Origin of the sequence: Pseudomonas sp. NPDC087598, from assembly GCF_044743525.1 — a bacterium.
In the GTDB taxonomy this organism is placed as follows: Bacteria; Pseudomonadota; Gammaproteobacteria; order Pseudomonadales; family Pseudomonadaceae; genus Aquipseudomonas.
This window is the reverse complement of sequence record NZ_JBIUWQ010000051.1, coordinates 30,539-46,986: the sequence shown is the minus strand read 5'-3', so window position 1 is coordinate 46,986 and position 16,448 is coordinate 30,539. Positions and strand designations below refer to the sequence as shown.

Genomic DNA, 16,448 nt, shown 5'->3' with positions numbered 1-16,448 from the left:
CACCCATTTTCGGATTCCAGTAACGGGTTTGGTGACCGAAGTGCACACCGGCCTTCAGCATATCGCGCATGTTGACTTGGGACATGATAGTTCCTTAATAAGTCGGGTTTGGCCTCCACGTATCCCAATGACCAACCAGTGGCATAAAGCCAAAAGCACCCAGGTCATCGTGTCGACACGTGTGTGGATTTAAGCCTTTCGGGGTATCCCCGGAAAGCGGCGCATTTTATATCACAGGGAAGGCAGAAACGGAACCCGAAATCTGCAATCGCACCAAGGACAAGGGCTCACCCCCCTTGGAATCGGCCCCGAGCGCACCATTGTATAGAGAGAAGCGATGCACGCAGGCGCGGATTTGCTCCTTCCGTCTGGTAGAATCGCGTTTTTCAGGGTCGCAAAACGAACACCTGCCACCCTATTCGTATCAGCAAGCGCCGCCGAGCGCAGAGAGAGCCTGTATGACCGTCAACCTCAAAACCCCCGAGGACATCGCTGGCATGCGTGTCGCCGGCAAACTGGCCGCCGATGTGCTGGAAATGATTGCCGAACACGTCAAACCGGGCGTTACCACCGATGAGCTGAACCAGATCTGCCACGACTACATCGTCGACGTGCAGCAAGCCATCCCTGCCCCGCTCAACTACAAAGGCTACCCGAAGTCGATCTGCACCTCGATCAACCATGTGGTCTGCCACGGCATCCCGAATGACAAGCCACTGAAAAATGGCGACACGTTGAACATCGACGTCACCGTGATCAAGGACGGTTACCACGGCGATACCAGCCGCATGTTCCACGTCGGCACCGTGCCAGTCTGGGCCGAGCGTCTGTCGCAGATCACCCAGGAATGCATGTACAAGGCCATCGAAATCGTCAAACCCGGCTGCCGCCTGGGTGACATCGGTGAAGTCATCCAGAAGCACGCCGAAAAGAACGGCTTCTCGGTGGTTCGCGAGTTCTGCGGCCACGGCATCGGCAAGGTGTTCCACGAAGAGCCGCAGATCCTGCACTACGGCCGCGCCGGCACCGGTATGGAACTGAAGGCCGGCATGACCTTCACCATCGAGCCGATGATCAACCAGGGCAAGGCCGACACCAAAGTTTTGGGCGACGGCTGGACCGCGATCACCAAGGACCGCAAGCTTTCGGCGCAGTGGGAACACACCCTGCTGGTCACCGACACCGGCTACGAGATCTTCACCCTGCGCGCCGACGACACCATTCCGCGCATTTCGGCCTGACCCCAAGAACGCTCCCAGCCTTATAGAAGGAAAGCCAATCGATGCCGCAGGTGGATCCCGAACTCTTCGACCGTGGCCAGTTCCAGGCTGAACTGGCCCTGAAAGCGAGCCCTATCGCCGCGTTCAAGAAGGCGATCCGCCAGGCCCGCGAAGTGCTCGACGCACGTTTTCGCAACGGCCGTGATATCCGTCGGCTGATCGAGGACCGCGCCTGGTTCGTCGACAACATCCTCCAAAAGGCCTGGGAGCAGTTCAACTGGAGTGAAGACGCCGACATCGCACTGGTCGCGGTCGGTGGTTATGGTCGGGGTGAATTGCACCCCTATTCCGACATCGATCTGCTGATCCTGCTGGACAGCGCCGATCACGAAGTTTTCCGCGATTCCATCGAGCGTTTTCTCACCTTGCTGTGGGACATCGGCCTGGAAGTCGGTCAGAGCGTTCGCTCGGTCGATGAATGTGCCCAGGAGGCCCGCGCGGACCTGACGGTGGTCACCAACCTGATGGAAAGCCGCACCATTTGCGGCCCCGAGCGCCTGCGCCAGCGCATGCTCGACGTCACCAGCACCGCACACATGTGGCCGGCCAAGGAGTTCTTCCTGGCCAAGCGTGCCGAACAGAAGGCGCGTCACCACAAATACAACGATACCGAATACAACCTGGAACCCAACGTCAAAGGCTCGCCCGGCGGACTGCGGGATATTCAGACGATTCTGTGGGTTGCCCGTCGTCAGTACGGCACCCTCAATCTGCGCGCCCTCGCCGGCGAAGGCTTTTTGGTCGAAAGCGAAAACGCCCTGCTCGCCTCTTCCCAGGAGTTTCTCTGGAAAGTGCGATATGCCTTGCACATGCTGGCGGGACGCTCGGAAGACCGCTTGTTGTTCGATCATCAGCGCACCATTGCCGGACTGCTGGGTTTTGAAGGGGATGACGCCAAACAGGCCGTCGAGAACTTCATGCAACAGTATTTCCGGGTGGTGATGAGCATCGCCCAGCTCAGTGACCTGATCATCCAGCACTTCGAGGAAGTCATCCTCGCGCCGGAAGATGAAGCACCGCCACAGCCGATCAACTCCCGCTTCCAGTTGCACGACGGCTATATCGAGGCGCGCAACGATAACGTGTTCCGTCGCACGCCGTTTGCCATGCTCGAGATCTTTGTGTTGATGGCTCAGCAGCCGGAAATCAAAGGGGTGCGCGCCGACACCATTCGCCTGCTGCGGGAAAACCGTCATTTGATCGACGACAATTTCCGCAACGACATCCGCAATACCAGCCTGTTTATCGAGCTGTTCAAGTGCAAGATCGGCATCCACCGCAACCTGCGCCGGATGAACCGTTACGGCATTCTCGGGCGATATCTGCCGGAATTCGGTTTCATCGTCGGGCAGATGCAGCACGACCTGTTCCACATCTATACGGTCGATGCGCACACGCTGAACCTGATCAAGCACCTGCGTAAGCTTCAGTACACTCAGGTTTCGGAAAAATTTCCGCTGGCCGCCAAGCTCATGGCCAAACTGCCAAAGCCCGAACTTATCTACATGGCGGGCCTGTATCACGACATCGGCAAAGGCCGGCATGGCGATCACTCGGAAATCGGCGCAGTCGATGCCGAAGCGTTCTGCCAGCGCCACCAGTTACCGGTGTGGGACAGTCGCCTTATCGTCTGGCTGGTGCAAAACCACTTGGTGATGTCAACCACCGCGCAGCGCAAGGACTTGTCCGATCCGCAAGTGATTCATGACTTCGCGCAGGCCGTCGGCGACGAAACCCGCCTCGACTACCTGTATGTGCTGACCGTGGCCGACATCAACGCCACCAACCCGACCCTGTGGAACTCGTGGCGCGCCAGCCTGTTGCGCCAGCTCTACACCGAAACCAAGCGCGCCCTGCGCCGCGGTCTGGAAAACCCGGTGGATCGCGAAGAGCAGATTCGCCAGACCCAGAGCGCTGCGCTGGACATCCTGGTGCGCGGCGGCACCGATCCGGACGATGTCGAGCAATTGTGGGCGCAACTGGGCGATGACTATTTCCTGCGCCATACCGCCGGTGACGTGGCCTGGCACAGTGACGCGATCCTCCAGCAGCCGGCCGATGGCGGCCCGCTGGTGCTGATCAAAGAAACCACCCAGCGCGAGTTCGAGGGCGGCACGCAGATCTTCATTTACGCGCCGGATCAACACGACTTCTTCGCCGTAACCGTGGCCGCGATGGATCAGCTCAACCTGAACATTCACGACGCCCGGGTCATTACTTCGAGCAGCCAGTTCACCCTCGACACCTATATCGTGCTCGACAACGATGGCGAATCCATCGGCGACAACCCGGCACGGATCAAGCAGATCCGCGAGGGCCTGACCGAAGCCCTGCGCAATCCGGACGACTACCCGACGATCATTCAGCGCCGGGTACCGCGCCAGCTGAAGCATTTTGCTTTCGCACCACAGGTGACGATTCATAACGACGCTCAGCGACCGGTGACGGTGCTGGAACTCACCGCACCGGATCGTCCGGGATTGCTGGCGCGGATCGGCGGGATCTTCCTCGAGTTCGACCTGTCGCTGCAGAACGCCAAGATTGCGACCTTGGGCGAACGGGTAGAGGACGTGTTCTTTATTACCGATGCCCACAACCAACCGCTGTCCGACCCCTTGCTGTGCAGCCGCTTGCAGGATGCGATCGTTGAACAGCTGAGCGTCAATCAGGAACCGGATATCAAGCTTTCGCGAATCAGTATTTGAATCAATAAATTTCCCCTGTCGGAACCGGCAAGCTCCACTGCAAGCCTGGCAATGAAAACCATGTGGGAGCGAGCCTGCTCGCGATTGCGGTACTTCTGCACGAATGAGTGTTGAATCTGCCGCCCTCATCGCGAGCAGGCTCGCTCCCACAGGTTTGTCATCCAGCCTGAAAGTTGGAGCAAGTCCGCTCCCACATTGAACGAGGCCCAAATGAACAACGCTCTGAACCAGCTCCAGCCCTACCCGTTCGAGAAGCTCCGCGCCCTGCTCGGCACCGTAACGCCAAACCCGGACAAGCGCCCGATCGCGCTGTCGATCGGTGAGCCGAAACACCGTTCGCCAAGCTTCGTCGCCGAGGCGCTGGCAAACAGCCTGGATCAGATGGCCGTGTACCCGACCACCCTCGGTATTCCAGCCTTGCGCGAAGCCATCGCTGGCTGGTGCGAACGCCGTTTTGGCGTGCCAACCGGCTGGATCGACCCAGCGCGCAACGTGCTGCCGGTCAACGGCACGCGTGAAGCGTTGTTCGCGTTCACTCAAACCGTGGTCAACCGTGGCGACGACGCACTGGTAGTCAGCCCAAACCCGTTCTATCAGATCTACGAAGGTGCCGCGTTCCTCGCCGGGGCCAAGCCGCATTACCTGCCGTGCCTTGATGAAAACGGCTTCAACCCTGACTTTGATGCGGTTTCGCCAGAAATCTGGAAGCGCTGCCAGATCCTGTTCCTGTGCTCGCCGGGCAACCCGACCGGCGCGCTGATCCCGGTCGAGACCCTGAAAAAGCTCATCGCCCTGGCCGACGAATACGACTTCGTGATCGCCGCCGACGAGTGCTACAGCGAACTGTACTTCGACGAACAGACCCCGCCGCCAGGCCTGCTCACAGCCTGCATTGAACTGGGCCGCAAGGACTTCAAACGCTGCGTGGTGTTCCACAGCTTGTCCAAGCGCTCCAACCTGCCCGGCCTGCGCTCCGGCTTCGTCGCTGGCGACGCCGACATCCTCAAGGGCTTCCTGCTGTATCGCACCTACCACGGTTGTGCGATGCCGGTACAAACGCAACTGGCCAGCGTCGCCGCATGGAATGACGAAGTGCATGTACGCGCCAACCGTGCGTTGTATCGCGAGAAGTTCGACGCAGTTCTGGAGATTCTCGGCCCGGTGATGGACGTAAAACGGCCGGATGGCAGTTTCTACTTGTGGCCGAATGTGCAAGGCGATGATGCCGCGTTCTGTCGGGATCTGTTTGCCGAAGAACATGTGACTGTTGTGCCGGGCTCCTACTTGTCGCGTGACGTCGATGGCGTCAATCCGGGTGCGGGTCGAGTGCGGATGGCGTTGGTTGCACCACTGGCGGAATGTGTTGAAGCGGCGCTACGCATTCGAAACTTCATTATCCGACATCGCTCGTAAAACTGATATCCCGCACGGTGCAATGCCGTGCGGAAATACATAAACACGAACCGCGCTCACTCTTTAGCTTATTACTCCTGAAACCTCTCAAACTTAACCTTATTCAAAGTTGCAAACTGCAACACAAACAACCACCACAAACTTTCGAAAACCATTATCTTCCGTTCAGCACCTATTTTAATAACTCGCAAGTTATCGCCATGCGAGAAGTACCTGACAAACAACAAACAAACATAACGGAAGATAAAAATGGCCAAACTATTTAGTTGCGCAACCCTCATACCAACTGAGGATCATTCCAAAGATTCGAATAATACCGGGAGTCACCGCGAAAAGCGCAGTATTGCGTACGACACGTATTTCTGGCCGCAACATTCAACTTTAAAAGTAGGTTTTTTTGTAGAAGATCAAGATTTCATCTACCTTCTGAAATCAACGATCAAAGCCTGGACCCCGTACATCAACCTGAAGATAGAGTTCATTGACGATGTAAAAAAAGCGCACATCCGAATATCGGACAGCCCCCTCCATAATCGGGGAAATTGGTGCAATGTGGGAACAGGCGCATTAAATACACCCAAAGACCAACCCACCATGCATTTCGAGGTAGAGCCAGACGATTTACTTGAGGACCTGGAGAGAACCATTTTGCATGAATTTGGTCACGCACTTGGTTTGGCACACGAACATCAGCACCCGGATGCCACCATTGACTGGAATTTGCCTAACGTCTACAAATACCTCAAAGAACAACATGGTTGGGCGAAAGAGCTCACTTACGAACAAGTATTGAAGAAAATGGACAGAAGCCAACAATACGCCGCACCTTACGACCGAGAATCGATTATGCATTACGACTTCCCAGGCTTCATGGTCTGGAATAAAAAAGATATCTTGGGTGGCATGCTCCTTTCAAATAAAGACATAGAGTTCATCAAAACAGTCTACCCACCAAAATAGACTTCACGCCGGCAAACGCACTTCCGACCACGGTGTTTATAGAATCATCAATAGCGCCCTGGTGTTTAAGAAAGCGCCCGACATCAATTTGAAATATGTCTTTCCCGACACCAAGGAAAACATTTGCAATAGTTTACTCCCCGCCCGCTGCGACACGCAGGGCGGGGGGTTGTTATCCGTATCAAGTTACAACTTCGACCAGCCAGAAAGCACAAAGCCTATTACCTTCACCTTTCCAAAACGCGACGCCTTACGGATCAAGGCGCGACTTTCGTCATCAATAAGGATATTGACCATGCACACCTGTCATTTTGTAAGAATGCTGGAGCCCGGCACTCGCCAGGAACACAACCGACAAGACCTCACACCGGGAACGCGCCTCAGGCGCTCAGTCGCTTACTCAGACAGTCTGTGGGAAAACGCCAGCACGGTGACCTTCTCTTTCAAGGAAGGCACGCCAGCCGATCTTCGCGTAAGGATCGAATTCTGCATTCGACAATGGGAGCCCTACATCAGCCTCGCGCTCGAACTGGTAGATGACGGCGACGGTCAGATCCGCATTGCAGTGGAAGGCAACGACAGTTACTCGGCCATTGGCACATGGGCCCTGCATGAAGACCCCGACGAGCCCACCCTGGTGATAGGAAAAGCCACTGACGACCCTTTTTTCGAGCAAACACTGCTGCATGAATTCGGCCATGCGCTGGGGTTTCATCATGCGCATCTGCATCCCGACGCCAACATCCCGTGGGACAAGCCCACCGCTTACGATTTCTTCAAAAAGAACCATGGCTGGAACAAGGCTCAGGTTGATCACAACTTGTTCAACCTGGACCCCAAGCAATCGGCGCTCTTCGGCACTTATGACAAGCACTCCATCATGCATTACCCGACCCCCGAGTTTCTCACCTACAAGAAATGGGATATCGGCGACAACATGACCCTCAGCGAAGGGGACAAGCGCTTTGCCAGAAAGGCCTATCCCGCCCTCAACTACTGGGAACTGCCTACTTGACCTGTCCCAGATTTGCTTCACTCAAGTCAAGGTCGGCCAACACTTCTCTGAGCACGTCATCACCGATCTGGTGATGACGGCTGAGGCTGTACAACTCCAGGCGTTGCGCTCGCAGCGCCTTCAAGCGTAAACGGCGCTCCAGCAGATCCATCTGGAACGCCAACGCCTGGGCTTCGGCGGAATCGTTGAACACGTCGAGTTGATGGCGGTACTCGGACATGATTCGCGCCTTCAATTCTGCTGACAGCGCCGCTTGTGCCGCATCCTGCGGAGCCACCTCTTCGGTTTCCAGCGCATGGATCGCCGCTTCGGCGGTCTTGCGCCAGGCGTCGCGGACTTCCTGGCGCCGCTTGTCATCCGGACTCTTCTCAATACCGCGCAACAACAGCGGCAACGCGATGCACGCGCAAATCAGCGACAGCAGGATCACTCCGGCAGCGATGAAAATCAGCAGATCCCGCTCGGGGAACGCCTGCGCGCCCATCAACATCGGCACCGACATCACACCCGCCAACGTTACCGCGCCACGTACACCGCCAACGGTCAGCAGCCAGCAGGAACGGGCAGTCGGGACTTGCGTCAGATCGCCCTTGCCGCGCAACCGGCGCAACAGCACTGACAAACGCCAAATGCTTTGCACCCAGATAAATCGCAGCAGCACCAACGCGAGGAAAATCGCCAGCACATCGAGGCAGCGATACAGCAACGTCGGCCACAGCGTGGGCTCGTGGCTGACCACTGCTTTGATGATATCCGGCAATTGCAGACCCAGCAGCAGAAAAATCAAACCGTTGAACGCAAATTCCAGCAGCGACCAAACGCTACGGTTGAGCAGTCGTGTGCTGGTCTGGCGCGGCAACAGATCGAGCCAGCTCTGCATCATCCCCGCGGCTACCGCCGACAAGATGCCCGATACACCGAGACGCTCGGCCAGCACATAGGCGGCAAACGGCAACAACAGCATGAACACCACGTGAGTCGCCGGGTCATCCCAGCCTCGGGCGATCATCCATGCCCGCAAACGCCCGACCAGCCAGCTCAGTCCAACACCGACCGCCAAGCCTCCAAGTGCCACGACCACAAAGGTCAGGCTGGCGTTGGTCAGCGAGAAAACACCTGTCACGGCGGCAGCCAAGGCGAACTTGAATGTCACCAGACCGGACGCGTCGTTCATCAACGCTTCGCCCTGCAACATATGCATCAACGGCGTGGGCAAGCGGTTTTGCGAAATTGCCGAAACGGCCACGGCGTCGGTTGGCGACAGCACAGCGGCCAATGCGAAAGCCACCGGCAGTGGAATCGTCGGCAGCAACCAGTGAATGAAGTACCCGGCCCCCACCACCGTGAACAGCACCAGACCGACCGCCAGCGTCAGAATCGGCCCGCGCAAATGCCAGAGTTCGCGTTTGGGCATGCGCCAACCGTCGGAAAACAGCAGCGGCGGCAGGAACAGAAACAGGAACAGTTCGGGATCGAGGGCGACATGCAGACCGAGCGTCGGCCAGGCCAGCAAGGCACCGGCGGCGATCTGGACCAAAGGCAGCGGCAGCGGGATGACGCGTCCGACCAGACGGGAGACGCTGACCAGCATCAGCAGGATCAGGACGGTGTAGGCAGTTTGCATAAAGCGGAAATCTCAGACGATCGACAGCGTTGAACTGCCATATTAGCCGCTTAGGCTGTGCCTGACCGTTGCACCTATGTCGCAGCCTTGTCGCAAATCCCCTTGTAGGAGTGAGCCTGCTCGCGATAACGGTTTAACATTCAACAATGTCAGTGGCAGGTTAATCGCCATCGCGAGCAGGCTCACTCCTACAGGGTTTTGCGGTGGGAAATCGACCTCAGGCGCCGCGAAACCGTTTGGTCATGGCATAATCCGGCACCATTTTTCTCCAGCACCTGTAAAGGGGGCGATTCCTTGACCGTTTCAAGTAAAACGTTGCACCTTTTCGGCATCAAAGCCTGCGACACCATGAAGAAGGCGCGCACCTGGCTCGATGAACACGCTGTCAGCTACGACTTTCACGATTACAAAACCGCCGGTATCGACCGTGAACACTTGACCCAATGGTGTGACGAGCACGGCTGGCAAACGGTGTTGAACCGCGCAGGCACGACCTTTCGCAAACTCGACGACGAACGTAAAGCCGATCTCGACCAGTCGAAAGCCATCGAACTGATGCTCGCTCAACCCTCGATGATCAAGCGCCCGGTGCTCGATCTCGGTGACCGAACCCTGATTGGCTTCAAGCCAGATATCTACGCGGCCGCTCTGAAGTAAGCAGCCCGTCACTCTTTGTAGAGGTATTCACATGTCCAACTCCCTGTTCAGCATTGCCTTCGGTGTCGGCACGCAAAACCGCCAAGGTGCCTGGCTCGAAGTGTTCTACGCGCAACCACTGCTCAATCCTTCGGAAGAACTGGTCGCTGCCGTTGCGCCGATCCTCGGTTACACCGAAGGCAACCAGGCCATCACCTTCACCACCGCACAGGCTGCGCAACTGGCTGAAGCGGTCAAAGGCATCGACGCCGTTCAAGGCAAACTGCTGACCCGTCTGGCCGAGAGCCACAAGCCGCTGGTCGCCACTGTTCTGGCCGAAGACGCACTGCTGACCTCCACGCCTGAGGCGTACCTGAAGCTGCACCTGCTGTCCCATCGTCTGGTCAAACCGCATGGCGTGAGTCTGGCCGGGATCTTCCCGCTGCTGCCGAACGTGGCGTGGACCAGCCAAGGCGCGATCGACCTGAGCGAACTGGCCGAACTGCAACTCGAAGCACGTCTGCGTGGCGAGTTGCTGGAAGTGTTCTCGGTGGACAAGTTCCCGAAAATGACTGACTACGTTGTCCCTGCTGGTGTGCGTATCGCTGATGCTGCGCGTCTGCGTCTGGGCGCCTACGTGGGCGAAGGCACCACCGTGATGCACGAAGGTTTCATCAACTTCAACGCCGGCACCGAAGGCCCGGGCATGATCGAAGGCCGCGTATCGGCTGGCGTCTTCGTCGGCAAGGGTTCGGACCTGGGCGGCGGCTGCTCGACCATGGGCTCCCTGTCGGGCGGCGGCAACATCGTGATCAAGGTCGGCGAAGGCTGCCTGATCGGCGCCAACGCCGGTATCGGTATCCCGCTGGGCGACCGCAACACCGTCGAGTCGGGCCTGTACGTGACCGCCGGCACCAAGGTGGCGCTGCTGGACGAAAACAACAACCTGGTCAAAGTCGTGAAAGCGCGTGATCTGGCTGGCCAGACCGACCTGCTGTTCCGTCGCAATTCGGAAACCGGTGCCGTGGAATGCAAAACCCACAAATCGGCGATCGAACTGAACGAAGCGCTGCACGCTCACAACTAAGTGCCGCAGGCACTTGTGGGAGCGAGCCTGCTCGCGAAGCTTTTGCGTCCATATGGACGCCTTCGCGAGCAGGCTCGCTCCCACAGTGTCTTGTGTACACCCCGCCCAAGTTCACAGGGCTGAACAGATGATGATTCCCTCCCCCTGGCGCGCCGATTTCCCGGCTATCGCCGCCCTGCAACGGCAGGACCAGACTTACCTGGACAATGCCGCCACCACGCAGAAACCCCAGGCCCTGCTCGACGCGCTGGCGCATTACTACGCCAACGGCGCGGCCAACGTGCATCGTGCGCAACATTTGCCCGGCGCTCACGCGACGCAAGCATTCGAGGACAGTCGGCTGAAGGTTGCCCAGTGGCTGAATGCCGGTGACAGCGGGCAAATCATCTTCACCCACGGCGCCACCAGTGCGCTGAATCTCCTGGCTTATGGCCTGGAACATCTTTTCCATCCGGGCGATGAAATTGTCATCAGCGCCCTGGAGCATCACGCCAACCTGCTGCCGTGGCAGCAACTGGCGCAACGTCGCCAACTGAAACTGGTGATCCTGCCGCTGGACGACGACGGCATGATCGACCTCGCCGCCGCTGTCCATCTGATCGGCCCGCGCACCCGTTTGTTGGCGGTCAGTCAGCTATCCAACGTGCTCGGTGCCTGGCAACCACTGCCGGCGCTGCTCGGCATGGCCAAGGCGCAGAACGCCCTGACCGTGGTCGACGGTGCCCAGGGTGTGGTGCACGGTCGGCATGACGTGCAGGCGCTGGGTTGCGATTTTTATGTGTTTTCCAGCCACAAACTTTACGGCCCCGATGGCCTCGGTGCGTTGTTCGGCCGCAATGCCGCGCTTGAACAGCTGAAGCCATGGCAGTTTGGTGGTGAGATGGTGCTTGAAGCCAACTACCACGACTCACGCTTTCGCCCTGCCCCGCTGGGTTTCGAAGCAGGCACACCGCCGATTGCCAGTGTGATCGGTCTCGGCGCGACCCTTGATTATCTCGCCGGACTGGATCAGGACGCGGTGTCCGCGCATGAAGCCGCGCTGCATGACTACCTGCTACGCGGCCTCGCTGCCCGCAATGGCATTCGCCTGCTGGGCAAGCCACAACTGGCACTGGCGAGTTTTGTTGTCGAGGGAGTGCACAACGCCGATCTCGCGCACCTGCTGACCGAACAAGGCATTGCCGTGCGCGCCGGGCATCACTGCGCCATGCCGCTGTTGAAAAGCTTCGAACTGGCCGGGGCGATTCGCGTATCGCTGGCGTTGTACAACGATTCCGAAGACCTGGAACGCTTTTTTGAAGCGCTGGATCAGGCGCTGGAGTTGTTGCGATGAGTCTGCCGGTGGAAGCAGCCGAAGCGCTGCTGACCTTTCAGAATGCCGCTGGCTGGGAACAGCGGGCGCGGCTGCTGATGCAGTTTGGCGATCGCCTGCCACCGTTGAATGACGCGGACAAGTGCGAAACCAACCGGGTGCATGGCTGTGAAAGTCAGGTGTGGCTGGTGGGGGAATTGCGTGACGGGTGTTGGCAATTCAGCGCCAGCAGCGATGCGCGGATGATTCGTGGGTTGGTGGCATTGTTGCTGTTGCGGGTCAATGGCTTGTCTGCCGCTGAGTTGCAACTCGTTGACCTGCCTGACTGGTTCAATCAACTCGGCCTTTCGCGCCAGTTGTCGCCGTCGCGCAGCAATGGCCTGAATGCCGTGCTCCAGCGGATGAATGAGTTGGCGGGTTAATCCTGTGGCGAGGGGATTTATCCCCGATGGGCTGCGAAGCGGCACCAAAACCCTCACATGCGTTATGCCTGACACTCTGAGGAGCTGATCTGGGGGCGCTCCGCACCCCATCGGGGATAAATCCCCTCGCCACAAAATTTGCTAGCTTGTCGATTTGACTCGGTCAGCCGGGCGCCGGACACCCGCCACAATCTTGTCCACAGCCTTGGTCGCCGCAACCATGCCGAACGTCGCCGTGACCATCATCACCGCACCAAACCCGCCCGCGCAGTCCAGCTTCACGCCATCGCCGACAAAACTTTTCTGCAAACAGATGCTGCCATCCGGTTTCGGATAACGCAGTTGCTCGGTGGAAAACACGCACGGCACGCTGTAGTGGCGAGTCACGGTGCGCGAGAAGCCGTAGTCACGGCGCAAGGTTGAACGCACTTTCGAGGCCAGCGGATCGTTGAATGTACGGTTCAAATCGCAGACCTGAATCAGCGTCGGATCGATTTGCCCGCCCGCGCCACCCGTAGTGATGATCTGGATCTTGCGGCGCTTGCACCAGGCGATCAGCGCCGCCTTGGCGTTGACCGCATCGATGCAGTCGATCACGCAGTCGATGTTCGGCGTGATGTACTCGGCCATGGTCTCGCGGGTCACGAAATCCGCCACGACGTGCACGGTGCAATCCGGATTGATCCCGCGCAAACGCTCGGCCATCACTTCGACCTTGGGTTTGCCGACGGTGCTGTCCAGTGCATGCAACTGGCGGTTGGCGTTGCTCACGCAAACGTCGTCCAGATCGAACAGCGAAATTTCGCCGACGCCGCAACGAGCCATGGCTTCCGCTGCCCAGGAACCGACGCCACCGACGCCGACAATCGCTACATGGGCGGCGCGCAAGCGCTCCAGGCCTTCGATGCCATACAAACGGGCGATGCCTGCAAACCGCGGATCTTCTGTACTCATGACCATTACCCCAAAAACCGGCGCGCATTATAGGGCTACGCAGCGACAAGTTTTAAGCATCAAGCTACAAGTGTAAGAACTTAAGTCAAAGTCGGCTGCCCAATGTCGGGCATTTCCCTATCAGATGTACGACTGGCGAATTGCCGGTGTAGGATGCGCGCCCCTCGGGCGTATAGCCGACCGATCCTTCGTTCCACAGCCTTTGGAACCCGAAATAGCTATGTCATCGCGTAAATTTGGTCTCAACCTGGTGGTGGTTCTGGCAATCGCCGCCCTGTTCACCGGTTTCTGGGCGCTGATCAATCGCCCGGTCTCCGCGCCCAACTGGCCGGAGCAGATCTCCGGTTTCTCCTATTCGCCATTTCAGCAGGGACAATTCCCACAGAAGGATCAGTATCCGTCTGACGACGAGATGCGCCGTGATCTGGAGATCATGAGCAAGCTGACGGACAACATCCGCATCTACTCAGTCGACGGTTCTCTGCAAGACATCCCGAAACTGGCGGAAGAATTCGGCCTGCGCGTGACCCTCGGGATCTGGATCAGCCCCGACCAGGAACGCAACGAGCGGGAAATCCAGCGCGCCATCGAACTGGCCAACACCTCGCGCAGCGTGGTTCGCGTCGTGGTCGGCAACGAAGCGATCTTCCGCAAGGAAATCACCGCCGAGCAACTCAGCGTGCTGCTCGATCGCGTGCGCGCAGCGGTCAAAGTGCCGGTGACGACCTCCGAGCAGTGGCACGTCTGGGAAGAACACCCGGAACTGGCCAAGCACGTTGACCTGATCGCCGCCCACGTTCTGCCGTACTGGGAATTCATCCCGGTCGACAAGGCCGGCCAGTTTGTTTTCGACCGCGCTCGCGATCTGAAAAAGCTGTTCCCGAAAAAACCGCTGCTGCTCTCCGAAGTGGGCTGGCCGAGCAACGGCCGCATGCGCGGTGGCGCCGATGCATCGCCAGCGGATCAGGCGATCTACCTGCGCAACCTGGTCAACAAACTCAACCGCCAGGGCTTCAACTACTTCGTGATCGAAGCGTTTGACCAGCCGTGGAAGGCCAGTGATGAAGGTTCTGTCGGCGCCTATTGGGGCGTGTTCAACGCCGCGCGTCAGCAGAAATTCAACTTCGAAGGCCCGGTGGTGGCGATTCCGCAATGGCGCGTGCTGGCGGTCGGCTCGGTGGTGCTGGCGCTATTGTCGCTGACGTTGCTGATGATCGACGGCTCGGCGCTGCGCCAGCGTGGCCGAGTCTTCCTGACCTTTATCGCATTCCTCTGCGGTTCGGTGCTGGTGTGGATCGGTTACGACTACAGCCTGCAATACAGCACGTGGTTCAGTTTGACGGTCGGTTTCCTCTTGGCGCTCGGTGCACTCGGGGTGTTTATCGTGTTGCTGACCGAGGCGCATGAACTGGCCGAAGCGGTGTGGATTCACAAGCGTCGGCGCGAGTTCCTGCCGGTCGAGGGCGACTCCAGCTATCGCCCGAAAGTGTCGATCCACGTGCCTTGCTACAACGAGCCGCCGGACATGGTGAAACAGACCCTCGACGCCTTGGCCGCGCTCGATTACCCGGACTACGAAGTCCTGATCATCGACAACAACACCAAGGACCCGGCGGTGTGGGAACCGGTGCGCGACTACTGCGCAACTCTCGGCCCACGCTTCAAGTTTTTCCACGTTTCGCCCTTGGCCGGCTTCAAGGGCGGTGCGCTGAACTATCTGATTCCGCACACCGCCAAGGACGCCGAAGTGATTGCGGTGATCGACTCCGATTACTGCGTGCACCCGAACTGGCTCAAACACATGGTGCCGCACTTCGCCGATCCGAAAATTGCCGTGGTGCAGTCGCCGCAGGACTATCGCGACCAGAACGAAAGCACCTTCAAGAAGCTCTGCTACGCCGAATACAAAGGCTTCTTCCATATCGGCATGGTCACTCGCAACGACCGCGACGCGATCATCCAGCACGGCACCATGACCATGACTCGCCGTTCGGTCCTGGAAGAACTCGGTTGGGCGGACTGGTGCATCTGTGAAGACGCCGAACTCGGTCTGCGCGTGTTCGAGAAAGGCCTGTCGGCGGCGTATTACCACGACAGTTACGGCAAGGGTCTGATGCCGGACACGTTCATCGACTTCAAGAAGCAGCGTTTCCGCTGGGCCTATGGTGCGATTCAGATCATCAAGCGTCACACCCGCAGCCTGCTGCGCGGCAAGGACACCGAGCTGACCCGTGGCCAGCGTTACCACTTCCTCGCGGGCTGGCTGCCATGGGTCGCGGACGGCATGAACATCTTCTTTACCGTCGGCGCGCTGTTGTGGTCGGCGGCGATGATCATCGTGCCGCAGCGGGTCGATCCGCCGCTGCTGATTTTCGCGATCCCGCCACTGGCGCTGTTCGTGTTCAAGGTCGGCAAGATCATCTTCCTCTACCGCCGCGCCGTCGGCGTGAACCTGAAAGATGCGTTCTGCGCGGCACTGGCAGGCCTGGCGTTGTCGCACACCATCGCCAAAGCGGTGCTGTACGGCTTCTTCACCAGCAGCATTCCGTTCTTCCGCACCCCGAAAAACGCCGATAACCACGGCTTCTGGGTAGCGATTTCCGAAGCGCGGGAAGAACTGTTCATCATGCTGCTGTTGTGGGGCGCGGCGCTGGGGATCTTCCTGGTGCAAGGCATTCCGAGCAACGACATGCGTTTCTGGGTAGTCATGCTGCTGGTGCAGTCGCTGCCGTATCTGGCAGCGCTGATCATGGCGTTCCTGTCGTCGCTGCCGAAACCTGCACCCGCGCCTGAACCGGCGCCGGTCGTCTAAATCCTCCTTGATGCACTAAACGGCGGCCAATGGTCGCCGTTTTGCTTTAAGATAACCGCCATTTTGCGGGGCTTGGCGTGATACCGGTCTGACTGACCGCCCCTATCCCTGTGGGAGCGAGCCTGCTCGCGAAGGCTTTGTAACATTCAACCTTTATGTTGCCTGACATATCGCATTCGCGAGCAGGCTCACTCCTACAGTTAGTCCGCGCCCACATTCATGATCTTC

Annotated in this window: 13 protein-coding genes; 10 read left to right on the top strand and 3 right to left on the bottom strand. The window is 58.5% G+C overall.

From position 1 onward, the window contains the following. Nucleotides 1–85 (bottom strand): 30S ribosomal protein S2 (locus tag ACIOWE_RS23180; protein WP_340658626.1); only part of this gene is annotated, 85 nt, incomplete at its 3' end. Between the two features lie 373 nt (nt 86–458). Between ACIOWE_RS23180 and map the strand changes: the two genes are divergently transcribed. From map to ACIOWE_RS23155, 5 genes are all read left to right on the top strand, one after another. After that, nucleotides 459–1,241: a type I methionyl aminopeptidase gene (map, locus tag ACIOWE_RS23175; protein WP_401396291.1), complete on the top strand. Its 783-nt coding sequence runs from the start codon at nt 459–461 to the stop codon at nt 1,239–1,241. Nucleotides 1,242–1,282: 41 nt separating this feature from the next. Beyond that, complete coding sequence (locus ACIOWE_RS23170; protein ID WP_401396288.1) at nt 1,283–3,985, top strand: [protein-PII] uridylyltransferase; 2,703 nt, start codon at nt 1,283–1,285, stop codon at nt 3,983–3,985. 210 nt (nt 3,986–4,195) lie between these two features. Continuing rightward, nucleotides 4,196–5,398: a succinyldiaminopimelate transaminase gene (gene dapC, locus ACIOWE_RS23165; protein WP_401396285.1), complete on the top strand. Its 1,203-nt coding sequence runs from the start codon at nt 4,196–4,198 to the stop codon at nt 5,396–5,398. Nucleotides 5,399–5,647: 249 nt separating this feature from the next. After that, on the top strand, nt 5,648–6,358 hold the full coding sequence (locus ACIOWE_RS23160; protein ID WP_401396282.1) for a M12 family metallopeptidase: 711 nt from the start codon (nt 5,648–5,650) through the stop codon (nt 6,356–6,358). A gap of 61 nt (nt 6,359–6,419) precedes the next feature. Further along, nucleotides 6,420–7,373, top strand: coding sequence for a M12 family metallopeptidase (locus ACIOWE_RS23155; protein ID WP_401396280.1), 954 nt, complete (start codon nt 6,420–6,422; stop codon nt 7,371–7,373). Here the strand turns inward: ACIOWE_RS23155 and ACIOWE_RS23150 are convergent. Then, nucleotides 7,366–8,997: a Na+/H+ antiporter gene (locus tag ACIOWE_RS23150; RefSeq protein WP_401396277.1), complete on the bottom strand. Its 1,632-nt coding sequence runs from the start codon at nt 8,995–8,997 to the stop codon at nt 7,366–7,368. The two genes, ACIOWE_RS23155 and ACIOWE_RS23150, sit on opposite strands and share 8 nt — an antisense overlap. Nucleotides 8,998–9,291: 294 nt before the next feature. Between ACIOWE_RS23150 and ACIOWE_RS23145 the strand changes: the two genes are divergently transcribed. The 4 genes from ACIOWE_RS23145 to ACIOWE_RS23130 all read left to right on the top strand — a co-directional run bounded on the left by ACIOWE_RS23145 (nt 9,292) and on the right by ACIOWE_RS23130 (nt 12,454). After that, entirely contained in the window at nt 9,292–9,654 is a 363-nt protein-coding gene (locus tag ACIOWE_RS23145; RefSeq protein ID WP_003222107.1) for an ArsC family reductase, read from the top strand. Between the two features lie 31 nt (nt 9,655–9,685). After that, nucleotides 9,686–10,720 carry a 2,3,4,5-tetrahydropyridine-2,6-dicarboxylate N-succinyltransferase gene (dapD, locus tag ACIOWE_RS23140; RefSeq protein WP_401396274.1) on the top strand — a complete coding sequence of 345 codons (1,035 nt, stop codon included), beginning with the start codon at nt 9,686–9,688 and terminating at the stop codon, nt 10,718–10,720. 127 nt (nt 10,721–10,847) lie between these two features. Beyond that, on the top strand, nt 10,848–12,053 hold the full coding sequence (locus ACIOWE_RS23135) for an aminotransferase class V-fold PLP-dependent enzyme (RefSeq protein ID WP_401396271.1): 1,206 nt from the start codon (nt 10,848–10,850) through the stop codon (nt 12,051–12,053). Then, nucleotides 12,050–12,454: a SufE family protein gene (locus ACIOWE_RS23130; RefSeq protein WP_401396268.1), complete on the top strand. Its 405-nt coding sequence runs from the start codon at nt 12,050–12,052 to the stop codon at nt 12,452–12,454. The genes ACIOWE_RS23135 and ACIOWE_RS23130 overlap by 4 nt, the downstream gene beginning before the upstream one ends. Before the next feature lie 141 nt (nt 12,455–12,595). Here ACIOWE_RS23130 and tcdA read toward each other — a convergent pair whose 3' ends face one another. Then, a complete protein-coding gene (gene tcdA / locus ACIOWE_RS23125; protein WP_401396265.1) occupies nt 12,596–13,414 on the bottom strand; it encodes a tRNA cyclic N6-threonylcarbamoyladenosine(37) synthase TcdA in 819 nt (272 codons plus the stop codon). 214 nt (nt 13,415–13,628) lie between these two features. Here tcdA and ACIOWE_RS23120 point away from each other — a divergent pair, with 214 nt between their 5' ends. Beyond that, complete coding sequence (locus tag ACIOWE_RS23120; protein WP_401396262.1) at nt 13,629–16,220, top strand: glycosyltransferase; 2,592 nt, start codon at nt 13,629–13,631, stop codon at nt 16,218–16,220. Nucleotides 16,221–16,448 lie beyond the last annotated feature (228 nt).